Origin of the sequence: Ectothiorhodospira mobilis, assembly GCF_900114895.1 — a bacterium.
Lineage (GTDB): Bacteria > Pseudomonadota > Gammaproteobacteria > Ectothiorhodospirales > Ectothiorhodospiraceae > Ectothiorhodospira > Ectothiorhodospira mobilis_A.
This window is the reverse complement of the sequence record NZ_FOUO01000001.1, coordinates 270,725-284,816: the sequence shown is the minus strand read 5'-3', so window position 1 is coordinate 284,816 and position 14,092 is coordinate 270,725. Positions and strand designations below refer to the sequence as shown.

The 14,092-nt window shown below is 68.3% G+C and carries 11 protein-coding genes; 9 read left to right on the top strand and 2 right to left on the bottom strand.

Annotation, left to right across the window (positions count from 1 at the left end; translation table 11 throughout):
* The first annotated feature begins 106 nt into the window (after window positions 1-106).
* On the top strand, window positions 107-1,711 hold the full coding sequence (locus tag BM214_RS01240) for a cation:proton antiporter domain-containing protein (protein WP_090483370.1): 1,605 nt from the start codon (window positions 107-109) through the stop codon (window positions 1,709-1,711).
* Window positions 1,712-1,763: 52 nt separating this feature from the next.
* Here the strand turns inward: BM214_RS01240 and BM214_RS01235 are convergent, their stop codons facing one another.
* Both BM214_RS01235 and BM214_RS01230 read right to left on the bottom strand, forming a co-directional pair.
* Window positions 1,764-2,294, bottom strand: coding sequence for a DUF2939 domain-containing protein (locus BM214_RS01235; RefSeq protein WP_090483369.1), 531 nt, complete (start codon window positions 2,292-2,294; stop codon window positions 1,764-1,766).
* 116 nt (window positions 2,295-2,410) lie between these two features.
* Entirely contained in the window at window positions 2,411-2,974 is a 564-nt protein-coding gene (locus BM214_RS01230; RefSeq protein WP_090483368.1) for a nucleoside deaminase, read from the bottom strand.
* Window positions 2,975-3,104: 130 nt separating this feature from the next.
* Between BM214_RS01230 and BM214_RS01225 the strand changes: the two genes are divergently transcribed.
* The 8 genes from BM214_RS01225 (at window position 3,105) to BM214_RS01190 (ending at window position 14,085) form a co-directional block, all read left to right on the top strand.
* Window positions 3,105-3,527 carry a DUF1841 family protein gene (locus tag BM214_RS01225; RefSeq protein WP_090483367.1) on the top strand — a complete coding sequence of 141 codons (423 nt, stop codon included), beginning with the start codon at window positions 3,105-3,107 and terminating at the stop codon, window positions 3,525-3,527.
* Between the two features lie 269 nt (window positions 3,528-3,796).
* Window positions 3,797-4,690 carry an RnfABCDGE type electron transport complex subunit B gene (locus tag BM214_RS01220; protein WP_090483366.1) on the top strand — a complete coding sequence of 298 codons (894 nt, stop codon included), beginning with the start codon at window positions 3,797-3,799 and terminating at the stop codon, window positions 4,688-4,690.
* A gap of 127 nt (window positions 4,691-4,817) precedes the next feature.
* On the top strand, window positions 4,818-9,782 hold the full coding sequence (locus tag BM214_RS01215; protein WP_177217543.1) for a 2-oxoacid:acceptor oxidoreductase family protein: 4,965 nt from the start codon (window positions 4,818-4,820) through the stop codon (window positions 9,780-9,782).
* A 2-nt stretch (window positions 9,783-9,784) separates the two neighbouring features.
* The gene (gene rsxC, locus BM214_RS01210; protein ID WP_090483365.1) at window positions 9,785-11,128 is read left to right on the top strand and encodes an electron transport complex subunit RsxC; all 1,344 of its coding nucleotides are present in this window, start codon (window positions 9,785-9,787) and stop codon (window positions 11,126-11,128) included.
* Window positions 11,125-12,144 carry an RnfABCDGE type electron transport complex subunit D gene (locus BM214_RS01205; RefSeq protein WP_090483364.1) on the top strand — a complete coding sequence of 340 codons (1,020 nt, stop codon included), beginning with the start codon at window positions 11,125-11,127 and terminating at the stop codon, window positions 12,142-12,144. Before rsxC ends, BM214_RS01205 begins: the two co-directional genes overlap by 4 nt.
* Window positions 12,141-12,845 (top strand): RnfABCDGE type electron transport complex subunit G, encoded by a 705-nt coding sequence (locus tag BM214_RS01200; RefSeq protein WP_090483363.1) that lies wholly within the window; start codon window positions 12,141-12,143, stop codon window positions 12,843-12,845. The genes BM214_RS01205 and BM214_RS01200 overlap by 4 nt, the downstream gene beginning before the upstream one ends.
* A 12-nt stretch (window positions 12,846-12,857) precedes the next feature.
* The gene (gene rsxE, locus BM214_RS01195) at window positions 12,858-13,514 is read left to right on the top strand and encodes an electron transport complex subunit RsxE (RefSeq protein ID WP_090483362.1); all 657 of its coding nucleotides are present in this window, start codon (window positions 12,858-12,860) and stop codon (window positions 13,512-13,514) included.
* On the top strand, window positions 13,504-14,085 hold the full coding sequence (locus tag BM214_RS01190; protein WP_090483361.1) for an electron transport complex protein RnfA: 582 nt from the start codon (window positions 13,504-13,506) through the stop codon (window positions 14,083-14,085). The genes rsxE and BM214_RS01190 overlap by 11 nt, the downstream gene beginning before the upstream one ends.
* The last annotated feature ends 7 nt before the right edge of the window (window positions 14,086-14,092 follow it).

Below are 14,092 nucleotides of genomic sequence, written 5' to 3'. Positions count from 1 at the left end.
CCGTACGGGCGTAACGGAATCGCGGGGCCCTGCGCCATCTCCCTGGCGGATACGGGCCCCATGGCCGGATCGGCCGCGCCGGTCCCAGGTTGGAAGGAAATGCGTTTTGATTGAAGTCATCTCCCTGTCGTTCGCCTTCGTCTTTGGCATGCTGGTGCGTCTGGTGGGATTGCCGCCGCTGGTGGGGTTCCTCGCCGCCGGCTTTGCCCTGAATTACTTTGGTCCCGGCCTGGGATTGCCCCAGCAGACGGGGGAGGTCCTGGACCACGTGGCCCACCTGGGGGTGCTGCTGCTCCTGTTCACCGTGGGCCTCAAGCTCAAGCTGCGCAACCTGGTGGAGCGGGCGGTCCTGGGCGGGGCCCTGCTGCATTTCCTGTTCACCGTGGTCCTCTTTCTCGGGGTCTTCATCGCCCTGCCCATGCTGCCGGGCGGGGAGACGGCCTTGACCCTGGCCATCGTTCTGGCCTTCTCCAGCACCGTGCTGGCGGCCAAGGTGCTGGAGGCGAAGCGGGAACTGCGGGCCTTTCACGGCCGCATGGCCATCGGCATCCTCATCATCCAGGACCTGCTGGCCCTCCTGGTCCTGGCCGTGGCTGGCGGCCACGAGCCGTCTCCCTGGGCCCTGCTGCTCATCGCCCTGCCGCTGTTGCGGCCCGTGCTCCACTGGCTGCTGGACCTGGCCGGACACGACGAGTTGGTGGTGGTCATGGGGGTGGTGCTCGCCATCGTCGTCGGGGGGTGGGGCTTCGATCTCTTTGGTCTGAGCCCCGAGGTGGGGGCCCTGGCCATGGGGGTGATGCTCTCCGGACACGCCCGCGCCCAGGAGATCGGCAATGCCCTCTGGGGCCTCAAGGAGCTCTTTCTCGTGGGCTTCTTCCTGCAGATCGGCATGTCGGGGCTGCCGGATCTGGAGGCGGCCCTGTTTGGTCTCGGGCTCGCCCTGCTGCTGCCGGTCAAAGGGGCGCTGTTCTTCTTCCTGCTGCTGGGATTCGGTCTGCGGGCCCGCAATGCCTTCCTCGCGGCCCTGAGCCTGAGCAGCTACAGCGAGTTCGGTCTCATCGTGGCCGCCGCCGTGCTCCAGGATTGGCTCGTGCCCCTGGCCCTGGCGGTGACCTTCAGCTTTGTCCTCTCCGCCCCCTTGAACCGGGTCTCCCACAGCCTGTTCGACCGCCTTGAATCCCGCCTGCGCCGTTTCGAGCGCCGCAGCCGCCATCCCGACGAACAGCCGGTCTCGTTGGGGGATGCGGAACTCCTGGTCGTCGGCATGGGCCGCACCGGCACGGCCGCCTTCAACGTGCTCACCCGCAACGGGGCCCGGGTGGCCGGGGTGGATGCCGATACCACCAAGGTGGCGGAACACCAGAAGCAGGACCGGCATGTGGTCTATGCCGACGCCGAGGACATCTGTTTCTGGAACGGGGTGGATCTGGATGGCATCCGCGCCGTGATCCTGGCCACCCCGGACTTCGAGGGCAAGCAGATCGCCGCCCGCAGGCTGCGCCGCAGGGGATTTTCCGGTCTCATCGTCGCCCAGATCATGTACGAGGACGAGGAGGCCCCGCTGCGCCGTGAAGGGGTGGATGAGATCTACATGGCCATGGTGGGGGCCGGCATGGGTCTCGCCAGCACCGCCTGGGACCGTCTCCAGGGAGGGAAGGCGGGACGGCGGGCGAAAGATCCGGGCCAGCACAAAGCTTCAATATTGCGATAGACCTGCCCATGACGGAAGGCAAGGGATGTTAGTTGGTGCGCCGACTCATCCTTCAGAGGGGCAGGCGCAGGCCGGTGAGCTTCCAGAAGATGAGGTTGCGGCGGGTGAAGACCAGTTGCACCTTGTCCTCGGGGGTGTCCCGGCCGGCGATGGTCACCACGAAACGGTCGTAGGCCTCGTAGCCCAGGTCCACGCGGGTGTTCTCCCGGCGTTTCATGGCCAATTCATCCTCGTCCTGGGCCGGGGTCCTGGGCAGGTAGCCCTGCCAGATGCGGGTGAGTACCTCGGGGGAGACCATCGCGTCCACCAGGGGCTGGAGCAGGGCGTCCGCCAGGGCCAGACCCATGGCGGCGAAGGGGTGGTCCCCCGCGGCCTCGGTCCATTCCTGCTCCATGGAGGCCCTCAGGGCCTGGCGCACGTCCGCACGCAGGGCCGGAAGGTCCGTATAGCGTGCCATCGTCTCGGTGTCCTCGGCCTGGGCGGCCTCGCGGATGCGATCCACCGCGTGATAAGGGGAGTAGAACATCCAGCCGGCCAGGGCCAGCAGGGACAGGAGGAGGAGGGGCTTGACGAGGTGCTTCATGGGCGGTCCGCAAGGGGTCGGATGGGGAAGGGGTGGCCGGTCCTGCCATGGGCCGGTCGGGGCCGGATATTGTCCCGATCCGGGGGCGGCCTGTCATCCGGGGCGGACCCGGGCCGTCAGTAGATGGCGCCGCCGGAGTCGGCGTAGGCCTGCAGCACCTCCTGGGCCGAGTCCCGCAGCACGTCCCGTTCCACCTGGATGCCGCGGCGGGTGAGGCCGTGGGTCCACGGCCGGGGCTTGGTCCCCTCGTCGAAGCCGATGCGGCGCACGTCGCCGTCCCGGGCGCCGCAGACGAAGCGCGTGACCCCGGACCATGGGATGGCCCCGAGGCACATGGCACAGGGCTCCGCCGAGGAGACCAGGGTGTACTGCAGCCGGCCGCCGTCGCTCAAGTCGTGGCGGCCCAAGCGCCGCTGGGCCAGGGCCATGGCCACCATCTCGGCATGCAGCAGGGCGCAGTTCAGGTGCAGTACCAGGTTCACCCCCGGGGCCACCAGCCGTCCCTGGGCGTCGAAGACGGCCGCGCCGAAGGGGCCGCCGGTGCCCTGGTTCACGTTGTCCCGGGCCAGGGCGATGGCAAAGCGCATCTGTTCCCGGGCGCCGGGCATGGGGGGCAGGTCATGGGCCATGCGGGCCTCGAGCCAGTCCGGCAGCCGGATCTCCAGGGTCGGCAGTTCCATGGCGGTCTCCTTGGCGGCACGGGCTGCGGTGCCCGCAAAGACCCATGATCGGCGGGGCGGGGGGAGGGATCAAGGGTGGTACACTGGCAGGTTCGGCGCCTCGGGCGCGGTTCAGCATCGAGGGTGGGGCATGTTTGCCGATCAGGGTCGTGAGCAATTGCGGGCCATGTACTGCCAGGCCTGGCGCAAGTGGCGGGCCGGGGAGGCGCTGCAGCCCCTGGAGCGGCAGATCGCGGAGCTGGTGCGCGAGCATCCGGAATACCAAGGGCTCCTGGAGGATGCGGCGGCCGCGGGCGGGGCGGAGTTCGGTGTCGCCGAGGGTGTCGACAATCCATTCCTGCATATGGGCATGCACCTGGCCCTGCGGGACCAGGTGGCCCTGGACCGGCCGGCGGGCATCGCCGCGGTGCATCGTGCCCTGGCCCTGCGCATGGGGCCCCATGGGGCGGAACACGCCATGATGGAATGCCTGGGCACGGCCCTCTGGGAGGCCCAGCGCCAGGGGCGGGCGCCGGATGAGCGGGCCTATCTGGACTGCCTGAAGCGGTTGTAAAACCTCGTGTTCCCTGCAGGTCCCCCCGTTTGCGCGGGGGCATGCCCGTGCCAGGTCGGACCCGGGCATGCCGTGCCCCATCGTGGGGCAGTTCTCCCCCCGGTGACGCCCCGCTTTGCGTTGATATCCATCAATATCGGACTGAAATAAGCTTTTTTCTTCTTTTCCGACGGCTCCATGGGTTGACCCCATGACGAGCGCGGGGTAGCTTTTGTCATCAATTGTTCACTGCACAAAAAGTGAGTGTTCTGTTAGGACAAAACGGCACCGTGACTTCCTCTACCCTTCAAATCGTGCTGGCGGGCGGGTTCATGGCCTCCCTGGGCGTGCTCCTGGCCGGTGTACTGGCATTTGCCAACCGGCGGCTGTACGTCTTCGAGGATCCCCGTATCGATCAGCTGGAAGACATGCTGCCCCGCACCAACTGCGGTGCCTGCGGCGAGGCGGGGTGCCGTGCCTTTGCCGAGGCCCTGGTGGCCGGGCGCGCCCAGCCGGCGCAGTGCACGGTGAACTCGGCGGAGATGAACCAGAAGATCGCCGATTTCCTGGGGGTCTCCGTGGGCAGCCAGGAGCGCAAGATCGCCCGCCTGGCTTGCGCCGGTGGTTCCCATGTGGCCGCCACCCGGGCCCGCTACCAGGGGCTCAAGTCCTGCCGCGCCGCCGCCCTGGTGTCCGGTGGGGGCAAGGGCTGTACCTGGGGCTGCCTGGGGCTGGGGGACTGCGAGCAGGTGTGCTCGTTCGATGCCATCCGCCTGAACCGCTACGGCCTGCCGGTGGTGGATGTGGACCGGTGCACCGGCTGCGGGGACTGCGTCGAGGTCTGCCCCAAGGACCTGTTCAGCCTGCAGCCGGAGAGCCACCGCCTGTGGGTGGCCTGCCGCAACCAGGACCCCCAGGACGAGGCCATGGCCCAATGCCAGGTGGTGTGCACCGGCTGCGGCCGCTGTGCCATGGACGCCCCCGAGGGGCTGATCCGCATCGAGAACCACCTGGCCGTGATCGACTACGAGAAGAACGCCCTGGCCTCCCCGGTGGCCATCCAGCGCTGCCCCACGGGGGCCATCGTCTGGCTGGAGGGGAAAGAGTCCCGCAAGGGCTCGGGCGCGCGCAAAGTCACCCGCAAGGAACCGCTTCCACGCATGGAGCCCCTGCCCCGCGTATGACGCGGCGCGCGCGGGGCGATGCCGGCCGGCCATCGGGCCCGGGGCCGGCCCCTTGTCATCTCCGCACGGAAGGCACTGACACCGATTCTGAAAACACGACGGCCCGCGGGCTGGCAGGAGAGTGACCATGATCTTCAAACGCAGCAAGTCGTCCCAAGACTTCAAGTACAAGGGCATCCGCGCCGCCATGGACGGCAACACCGCGGTGATCCACTGCGAGCGCGAGGCATCGGACGCGGCCGGGGCCTATCCCATCACCCCCTCCACGCAGATGGGGGAGATGTGGGCCGAGGAGGTGTCCAAGGGCCATGTGAACATCTCCGGCCGCTCGCTGGTGTTCATCGAGCCCGAATCGGAGCATGCCGCCGCCGCCGTCACCGCCGGGCTGTCCATGACCGGCATGCGCGCCATCAACTTCTCCTCCGCCCAGGGCGTGGCCTTCATGCACGAGTCCCTGTATGCGGCCGCGGGCAAGCGCCTGCCCTATATCCTCAACATCGGCTGCCGCGCCATCACCAAGGCGGCGCTGAACGTGCACGCCTCCCACGACGATTACCATTGCGTGGATGACACCGGCTTCTTCCAGGTGTTCGCCAAGAGCGCCCAGGAGGCGGCGGACCTGAACCTCATCGCCCACAAGGTGGCGGAGCTGTCCCTCACCCCCGGGATCGTCGCCCAGGACGGCTTCCTCACCACGCACCTCATCGAGTCCCTGAAGGTGCCCGAGCGGGAGCTCATCGCCGAGTACCTGGGGCGCCCCGATGACACCATCGACTGCCCCACGCCGGCGCAGCGCCTCATCTTCGGCGAGAAGCGCCGGCGCATCCCTGCCATCTGGGACGTGGACGAGCCCATGCTCTCCGGTGCCTCCCAGAACCAGGACGCCTACATGCAGCAGGTGGCGGCCCAGCGTCCCTACTTCTTCGACCACGTGGCCGAGCTGGCGGACCAGTGCATGGAGGAGTTCTACGAACTCACCGGCCGGCGCTATGGCCGTGTCTGCGGCTACCGCACCGAGGACGCCGAATACCTGATCCTGGGGCAGGGCAGCATGGTGGCCACCGCCGAGGCCGTGGCCGATCATCTGCGCGCCACCCGCAACCTCAAGGTGGGGGTGGTGAACCTGACCATGTTCCGCCCCTTCCCCGGGGCCGCCTTGGCCGCCCTGCTCAAGGGGCGTAAGGGAGTGGCCGTGCTGGAGCGCACCGACCAGCCCCTGGCGGAGGACCTGCCGCTGATGCGCGAGACCCGCGCCGCCGTGGGCAAGGCCATTGAGAACGGCCTGGCGGGCAAGGTGATGCCCTATGCCGATTACCCGGCCTTCGACCGCAATGACGACATCCCGCGCCTCTACTCCGGCGCCTATGGCCTGGGTTCCCGGGACCTGCAGCCCGAGGGCCTGATTGCCGCCGTGGAGAACATGCTCCCCGACGGCGCCCAGCGCACCTTCTTCTATCTCTCCGTGGACTTCGTGCGCGACGAGGCCGCCAGTCCCAAGCAGGAGCTGCACCAGCAGTCCGTGGTGGAGGCCTACCCGCGGGTGCGGGAGCTGGCCCTGCGGGGTTCGGAGAACCCGAGCCTGATGCCCGAGGAGGCCATCGCCGTGCGCCTGCACTCCGTGGGCGGCTGGGGAGCCATGACCACCGGCAAGAACCTGGCCATGACCCTGTTCGATCTGCTGGACTTCCACATCAAGGCCAACCCCAAGTACGGCTCCGAGAAGAAGGGGCAGCCCACCACCTATTACCTGGCCGCCGCCCCCGAACCCATCCGGGTGAGCAGTGAACTCAAGACCGTGGACGTGGTGCTGTCCCCGGATCCCAACGTGTTCGACCACTCCAACCCCCTGGCGGGGCTGAAACAGGGTGGATTCTTCATCATCCAGTCCAATCTGGAGGATGCCGAGGCGGTATGGCGCAGCTTCCCCGCCTGGGCGCAGCGCTACATCATCGAGCATGAGATCCGCGTCTTCTATCTGGACGCCTTCCGCATCGCCCGGGACGAGGCCTCCAACGCCGACCTGCAGTTCCGCATGCAGGGCATCGCCTTCCAGGGGGCCTTCTTCGCCGCCTCGCCGGTGATGCAGCGCCGCGGCCTGGACGAGGAGACCCTGTTCAAGGCCATCCGTGAGCAGCTGCAGGAGAAGTTCGGCAGCAAGGGCGAGCGCGTGGTGGAGGACAACCTGCGGGTGGTGCGCCGCGGCTTCGACGAGATCACCGAGATCACCGACAAGGTGGTCACCCAGGAAGCCGCCGGCGCCGTGCAGACCCAGCGCGTCCCCGAGATGCCGGTGATGCTCAAGCGCCTGCCCCAGTCCCATTCCCCCAGCGCCGATATCCACCGGTTCTGGGAGCAGACCGGTAGCTTCTATCTCTCCGGCCAGGGCAACGACAACCTGGCGGACCCCTTCATCGCCCGCTCCCTGATCCCCGCCTCCACGGGCATCTACCGGGACATGACCCAGATCCGTTTCGAGTACCCCGCCTGGGATCCGGCCCGGTGCACCGCCTGCGGCGACTGCTACACCGTGTGCCCGGACAGCGCCATCCCCGGCCTGGCCAACTCCATCGGCGAGGTCTTCGACACCGCCGTGCGCCGCATCGAGACCGGCGGCCGGCCCACGCGCCTGCTGCGCCGTGCCGTGCGCGATCTGGAGAAGCGCCTGCGCCAGGGCCTGCTGGAGGCCGGTGAGGAGGCGGACGTGGCCGCCGAGCTGGACGCCGCCATCGACCGTCTGCTGGCCGAGGGCAACCATGGTGAGGAGGACAAGGCCCGCCTGCAGGAGGAACTGGGCTGGCTGCGGGAGGCCATCGGCGACTTCCAGTTCGCCGTCACCAAGCCCTATTTCACCGCCCTGGAAAAGCGTTCCAAGGGCAGCGGCGGCCTGTTCTCCCTCACCATCAACCCCTACACCTGCAAGGGCTGCATGGAGTGCGTGGAGATCTGTGAGGAGGGTGCCCTGCAGGCGGTGACCCAGACCCCCGAGGCGGTGGATACCCTGCGCCGCAACTGGGACTTCTGGCTGGATCTGCCCACCACCAACCCCCAGTACAACCGCATCGACGACCTGGACGAGGGCATCGGCGCCCTGGAGACCCTGCTCATGGACAAGCGGGTCTACGGCTCCATGAATTGCGGCGACGGCGCCTGCCTGGGCTGCGGCGAGAAGACCGCCATCCACCTGTTCACCGGCACGGTCACGGCCCTGATGCAGCCGCGGGTCAAGGCCCAGGTGAAGAAGCTGGATGATCTCATCGCCCGCCTGGAGCAGCACGTGCGTCTGAAACTGGCCGAGGGCATGGACCTGTCGGACGTGAACGCCGTGAACCAGGTGATCGGCCAGCACAGCGACAAGGACCTGACCCTGTCGCGGTTGTCCGCGGCCCTGGACGCCACCGGCGCCACCACCGTGGACCCCGATTGGCTGCAGTGGGTGAGCGGCGTGCTCGCCCAGCTCAAGGACCTGCGCTGGCGTTACGTGGAGGGCCCCACGGGCCGCGGCCGCAGCGACCTGGGCATGGTCAACGCCACCGGCTGCACCTCCGTGTGGGGTGGCACCTTCCCCTACAGCCCCTACCCGTTCCCCTGGGCCAGCCACCTGTTCCAGGACAGCCCCTCCATGGCCCTGGGCCTGTTCGAGGGGCACATGGCCAAGATGGCCGAGGGCTTCAAGGCCATCCGCCAGGCGGAACTGGAGCTGGCCGGCAAGTACGACCCGGTGGAGCACGAGGCCTTCTTCGCCCAGTTCAACTGGGAGCAGTTCAGCGACGAGGAATTCGCCCTGTGCCCGCCGGTGGTGAGCGTGGGCGGCGACGGCGCCATGTACGACATCGGCTTCCAGAACCTGTCCCGTGCCCTCATGTCCGGCATGCCCATCAAGGTGCTGGTGCTGGACACCCAGGTGTATTCCAACACCGGCGGCCAGGCCTGCACCTCCGGCTTCATCAGCCAGGTGTCGGACATGGCCCCCTACGGCAAGGCCTGGAAGGGCAAGGAGGAGATCCGCAAGGAGATCAGCCTCATCGGCCTGGCCCACCGCACCAGCTACGTGATGCAGGGGGCCATCTCCAACGTCACCCACCTGCTGGAGAGTTTCATCGAGGGGCTCAACGCCCGCCGTCCGGCCCTGTTCAACGTCTATGCCGTGTGCCCGCCGGAACACGGGGTGGGGGACGACGTGGCCTTCGCCCAGTCCAAGCTGGCGGTGGAGTCCCGCGCCTATCCGCTGTTCCGCTACAACCCGGACCGGGGGGTGACCTTTCGCGAGTGCTGCGACCTGGAGGGCAACCCGTCCCTGGAGCAGGACTGGCCCAGCTACACCCTGAAGTACCAGGACGAGGACGGCAACGAGGCCACCATGGAACTGCCCATGACCTTCGCCGACTTCGCCCTGACGGAGGGCCGCTTCCGCAAGCACTTCCGCAAGGCGCCCCAGGAGACCTGGAACGAGGACATGATCCCGTTGCCGGAATTCCTGCAGATGTCCGAGGACGAGCGCGAGGGCCGCTTCCCCTATATCTGGACCGTGGATAGCAAGAACCGCCTGGGACGTGTCCTGGTGTCCGAGGAGATCGTGCGATCCACCGAGGAGCGGCGCGACTTCTGGCACCAGCTCAAGGGCCTGCTGGGCCTGGACCACGAGGTGGTGGATGCCGAGGCCGTGGCGGCGCAGACCCGCAGCGACATGGCCCAGCGCCTCTCCCAGGCCCTGCTTTCCCTGGCCAGCGGCCAGGGGGCCGGGCAACTGGCCACCGCCCTGGAGGGGCAGTCCGCGCCGGCCCCTGCGCCCGCCGCCCCGGCCGCTTCTGAAGCGGCCGCCGGTAACGGCGGGGCCGACTGGGAGTACGAGCCGGTGTGGGTGGAGAGCAACGAATGCACCGCCTGCGACGAGTGCCTGCAGATCGCCCCCGGGGCCTTTGCCTACAATGACGACAAACAGGCGGTGGTGACGGACCCCAAAGGGGCGCCGTACAAGGACCTGGTGCGGGCGGCGGAGAAGTGCCCGGCCCTGGCCATCCACCCGGGCACCCCGGCCAACCCCGCCGAGCCCGACGCCGAGAAGCTGATGAAGCGGGCCGCGAAGTTCAACTGACCATGGGCATGCTCTCGTTCCTTACCGGGCGCACCTTCCCCCGGGGGGTTCATCCCCCCGGTCTGAAGGAGGCGACCCGTGACCAGGCCATCCGGCGGCTGCCCTTCGCGCCGCGGCTGGTGCTGCCTTTGGCGCAGCACTTCGGCAAGCCCTCCCGGCCGGTGGTGAAACGCCACCAGGAGGTGGTGCGCGGGCAGGTGATCGCCGAGGCGGATGGCTTCCAGTCGGTGCCGCTGCACGCCCCGGTCACCGGGGTGGTGGAGGGGATCGAACTCATGCCCACCGCCCGCGGCCCCAAGACCGAGGCCATCCTGCTGCGCACCCTGCCCGGCGACAGCCAGGCGGTGCGCTGGTCCAGCCCGCGGGATCTCTCGGGTCTCTCCCGGGAGGAGCTGATCCGGGCGATCCAGGCGGCCGGCCTGGTGGGGCAGGGGGGGGCCGCCTTCCCCACCCACCTGAAGTACGCCGTGCCCGAGGGCCATGGGGTGGACACCCTGGTGGTGAACGGCTGTGAATGCGAGCCCTATCTCACCACCGACCACCGCATCATGGTGGAACAGGCCCAGGAGGTCCTGGCCGGAATCCGCCTGGCCCTGCGGGCCGTGGGGGCCGACCAGGCCCTCATCGGCGTGGAGGACGACAAGCCCGACGCCATCGCCGCCCTGCAGGCCCAGATCGGACCGGATGATCCCATCGCCGTGCGCAAGGTGAAGGCCAAGTACCCCCAGGGCTCGGAGAAGATGCTCATCAAGGCCCTGTTGAAGCGGGAGGTCCCCTCCGGGGGGCTGCCCTTCCAGGTGGGGGTGGTGGTGAACAATGCGGGCACCATGGCCCAGCTGGGGCGGCTCCTGCCCCTGGGGGAGGGGCTCATCGAGCGGGTCATCACCGTGGCCGGCCCCGGGGTGGAGCGCCCCGGCAACTACCGGGTGCCGGTGGGCACGCCCCTGCGCTACCTGTTGGAGCACGTGGGTTTTCGCGGCGACGACGCCAGCCACCTGATCCTGGGCGGGCCCATGATGGGCAACACCGTCTCCTCCCTGGACGTGCCCGTCACCAAGGCGGTGTCCGGGCTGGTGGTCCTGCCCCAGGCACAGGCGGATGCGGCGCCGGAAACGATCCATCCCTGCATCCGCTGCGGGCGCTGCGTGGAGGCCTGCCCCGTGGGGCTCAACCCCGCGGAGCTGGGCCGCCTGGCGGCCAAGCGCCGCTACGAGACCATGCAGGAGCGCTTTCACCTGAGTGATTGCTTCGAGTGCGGATCCTGCGCCTATGTCTGCCCCGCCAACATCCCCCTGGTGCAGTACTTCCGCATCGCCAAGGCCCTGAACCGGGAGCGCCTGTCGTGACGCCGCTGCAAATCGAACTGAAGACCTCGCCCCATGTGAAGCAGGGGGGCAGTGTGCAGCAGATCATGCGCAACGTGGTCCTTGCATTGCTGCCCATCTGTGGGTTCTCCGTGTACCACTTCGGCATCAGCGCCCTGGCGCTGATGCTGGTCACCACGCTCACCTGCGTGGCCACGGAGCAGCTGTTCAATCGGCTCTCCCGCAGGCCTGCGACGGTGTCCGACTACAGCGCCGTCATCACCGGTCTGCTGCTGGCCCTGACCCTGCCGCCGGCCTTCCCCCTGTGGATGGCGGCCCTGTCCGGTTTCATCGGCATCGCCCTGGGCAAGTCCCTGTTCGGCGGTCTGGGCTTCAACCTGTTCAACCCCGCCCTCATCGGTCGGGCCTTCGCCCAGGGGGCCTTCCCCAGCGCCGTCTCCACCTGGACCCTGCCGGGGCATCCGGAGCGCTTCACGGAGTTCCTGCCCTCCACCCTGGCGGTCCCCTTCACCACCCCGGCCCCCGTGGACGCCTATACGGCGGCCACCCCCCTGGGGATGTGGAAGTTCCAGGGGGAGCATGCCGAAACCTGGGACCTGTTCACCGGTATGGTGGCGGGTTCCGCCGGCGAGACCTCGGCCCTGCTGATCCTGGTGTGCGGGCTCTATCTCATCGCCCGGCGCATGATGAACTGGCGCATCCCCGCCGCCGTGCTGGGCGGCGCCTTTGTCACCGCCGGGGCCTTCTATCTGCTGGATCCGGGCCACTATCCCACCCCCTGGTTCGTGCTCCTCTCCGGCGGACTCATGCTGGGGGCCTTCTTCATGGCCAGCGATATGGTGGCCTCGCCCATGACCCGCTCCGGGCTCTGGCTCTATGGCGCCTTGATCGGCTTTCTCACGGTGATCATCCGCTTCTTCGGCGGGCTCCCCGAGGGGGTGATGTACGCCATCCTCCTGGGCAACGCCGCCTCGCCCCTGATCGATCGCTTCATCCAGCCCCGTCCCTACGGCACCGGCAAGCGGAGGGCGTCATGAGCCGCGCGGCTTCCCTGCAACAGCAGCCCAAACCCACCTCCGGGGTCCGTCTGGTGGCCACCCTGGGGCTCATCGCCCTGTTCTCGGGCCTGCTGGTGGTGAGCGTGTACGAGTACACCCGGCCCTTCATCGCCCAGAACCAGCAGCGCGCCCTGGAGGCGGCCGTGCTGGAGGTGATCCCGGGGGCCGAGTCCCGGCGCAGCTTCGTGCTCACCGATACCGGGCTCTTCCCCCGGGATGAGGCCCCGGCAGCCGGGCGGGCCATCTATGCCGGCTACGACGCCGACGGTGCCCTGGCCGGCGTGGCCCTGGAGGCCTCCGGACGGGGATATGCCGATGTCATCCGCATCCTCTACGGCTACGATCCGGATTGCGCCTGCATCGTCGGCATGACCGTGCTGGAGAGCCGGGAGACCCCGGGTCTGGGGGACAAGATCGAGACCGAGCCCCATTTCCTGGAGAGCATCCAGGGCCTGGAGGCGCGGCTCAACGACGCAGGCACGGGCCTGGCCCACCGCATCCGCACCGTGGACCAGGGGGAGGCCGACGACCCCTGGGAGATCGACGGCATCACCGGGGCCACCATCTCCTCGGAGGCCATCGGCGACATGATCCACGCCAGCGCCGATGCGGTGCTGCCCCGGCTGGCCGCCCACTGGGACACCCTGCGCCGGGCCGCCCCGCGCCCCGACCAGCCCTGAGGACCCCATCCCATGGCAACGAACAACGACAGCCCCATCACCATGGATACCTTCCTCGCCGGCATCTGGCGGGAGAACCCCGTGTTCGTCATGCTCCTGGGCATGTGCCCGGTGCTGGCGGTGACCAACTCCGTGTCCAACGCCTTGGCCATGGGCCTGGCCACCACCTTCGTGCTGCTGTGCTCCAGCGCCCTGGTGGCCATGCTGCGCCGCCATATCCCCAAGGAGGTGCGCATCGCGTCCTATATCATCATCATCGCCACCTTCGTGACGGTGGTGGACTACGTCATCCAGGCGGTGAGTCTGGAGGTCTACAACGCCCTCGGGGCCTTCATCCAGCTCATCGTGGTGAACTGCATGATCCTGGGCCGGGCCGAGGCCTTCGCCTCCCGCAACCGGGTGGGCACCACCCTGGTCAACTCCCTGGGTATGGGGCTCGGGTTCACCCTGGCCCTGCTCTGCCTGGGTTCGGTGCGGGAGCTTTTGGGGGCGGGCACCCTGCTGGGCTTCCCGGTCTTCGGCGAGGCCTTCGAGCCCTGGGTCATCATGCTGCTGCCCCCGGGCGGGTTCTTCGTCCTCGGGGCGTGGCTGTTGCTGTTCGCCTGGGTGAAGGAGATGCAGATGAAACGCACGGCCCATGCCGGGGAGGCATCCGCCCATGCACGCTGAATCACTGGGATATATCTTCCTCAACGCCGCCGTCATCAACAACTTCGTGCTGGCGCTGTTTCTTGGGATCTGCCCGCTGTTGGGGGTGTCCGGGCGGCTCAACACCGCCTTCTCCATGGGGCTGGCCACGGCCTTTGTCATGCTCATCAGCTCCACCGCTGCCTGGGGGCTGAATGCCCTGCTCACCGCCTATGATCTGGAGTTCCTGCGCCTGATCGCCTATATCGCCGTGATCGCCTCGGCGGTGCAGCTGGTGGAGATGACCATCAAGAAGTTCAGCCCGCCCCTGTACAAGGCCCTGGGGATCTTCCTGCCCCTGATCACCACCAACTGCGCCATCCTGGGGGTGGCACTGTTCCAGACCAATTACGAGTACGACTTCCTGCAGTCGGTGGTCTACAGCCTGGGGGCGGGGGCCGGTTTCATCCTGGCCATCGTGCTCATGGCCGGTCTGCGGGAGCGGCTGGAACTGGCGGATGTGCCCTCCATCGCCCGGGGCGCGGCCATGAGCCTGATGCTGGCGGGCATCCTGTCCCTGGCCTTCATGGGCTTTGCCGGGCTCGGGGGCTGATCCCACT

Coding starts and splice junctions, on each gene's coding strand:
- BM214_RS01235 (WP_090483369.1), bottom strand. CDS start 2,294: ATGAAGCACCTCGTCAAGCCCCTCCTCCTCCTGTCCCTGCTGGCCCTG.
- BM214_RS01230 (WP_090483368.1), bottom strand. CDS start 2,974: ATGGAACTGCCGACCCTGGAGATCCGGCTGCCGGACTGGCTCGAGGCC.
- BM214_RS01225 (WP_090483367.1), top strand. CDS start 3,105: ATGTTTGCCGATCAGGGTCGTGAGCAATTGCGGGCCATGTACTGCCAG.
- BM214_RS01215 (WP_177217543.1), top strand. CDS start 4,818: ATGATCTTCAAACGCAGCAAGTCGTCCCAAGACTTCAAGTACAAGGGC.
- rsxC (WP_090483365.1), top strand. CDS start 9,785: ATGGGCATGCTCTCGTTCCTTACCGGGCGCACCTTCCCCCGGGGGGTT.
- BM214_RS01200 (WP_090483363.1), top strand. CDS start 12,141: ATGAGCCGCGCGGCTTCCCTGCAACAGCAGCCCAAACCCACCTCCGGG.
- rsxE (WP_090483362.1), top strand. CDS start 12,858: ATGGCAACGAACAACGACAGCCCCATCACCATGGATACCTTCCTCGCC.
- BM214_RS01190 (WP_090483361.1), top strand. CDS start 13,504: ATGCACGCTGAATCACTGGGATATATCTTCCTCAACGCCGCCGTCATC.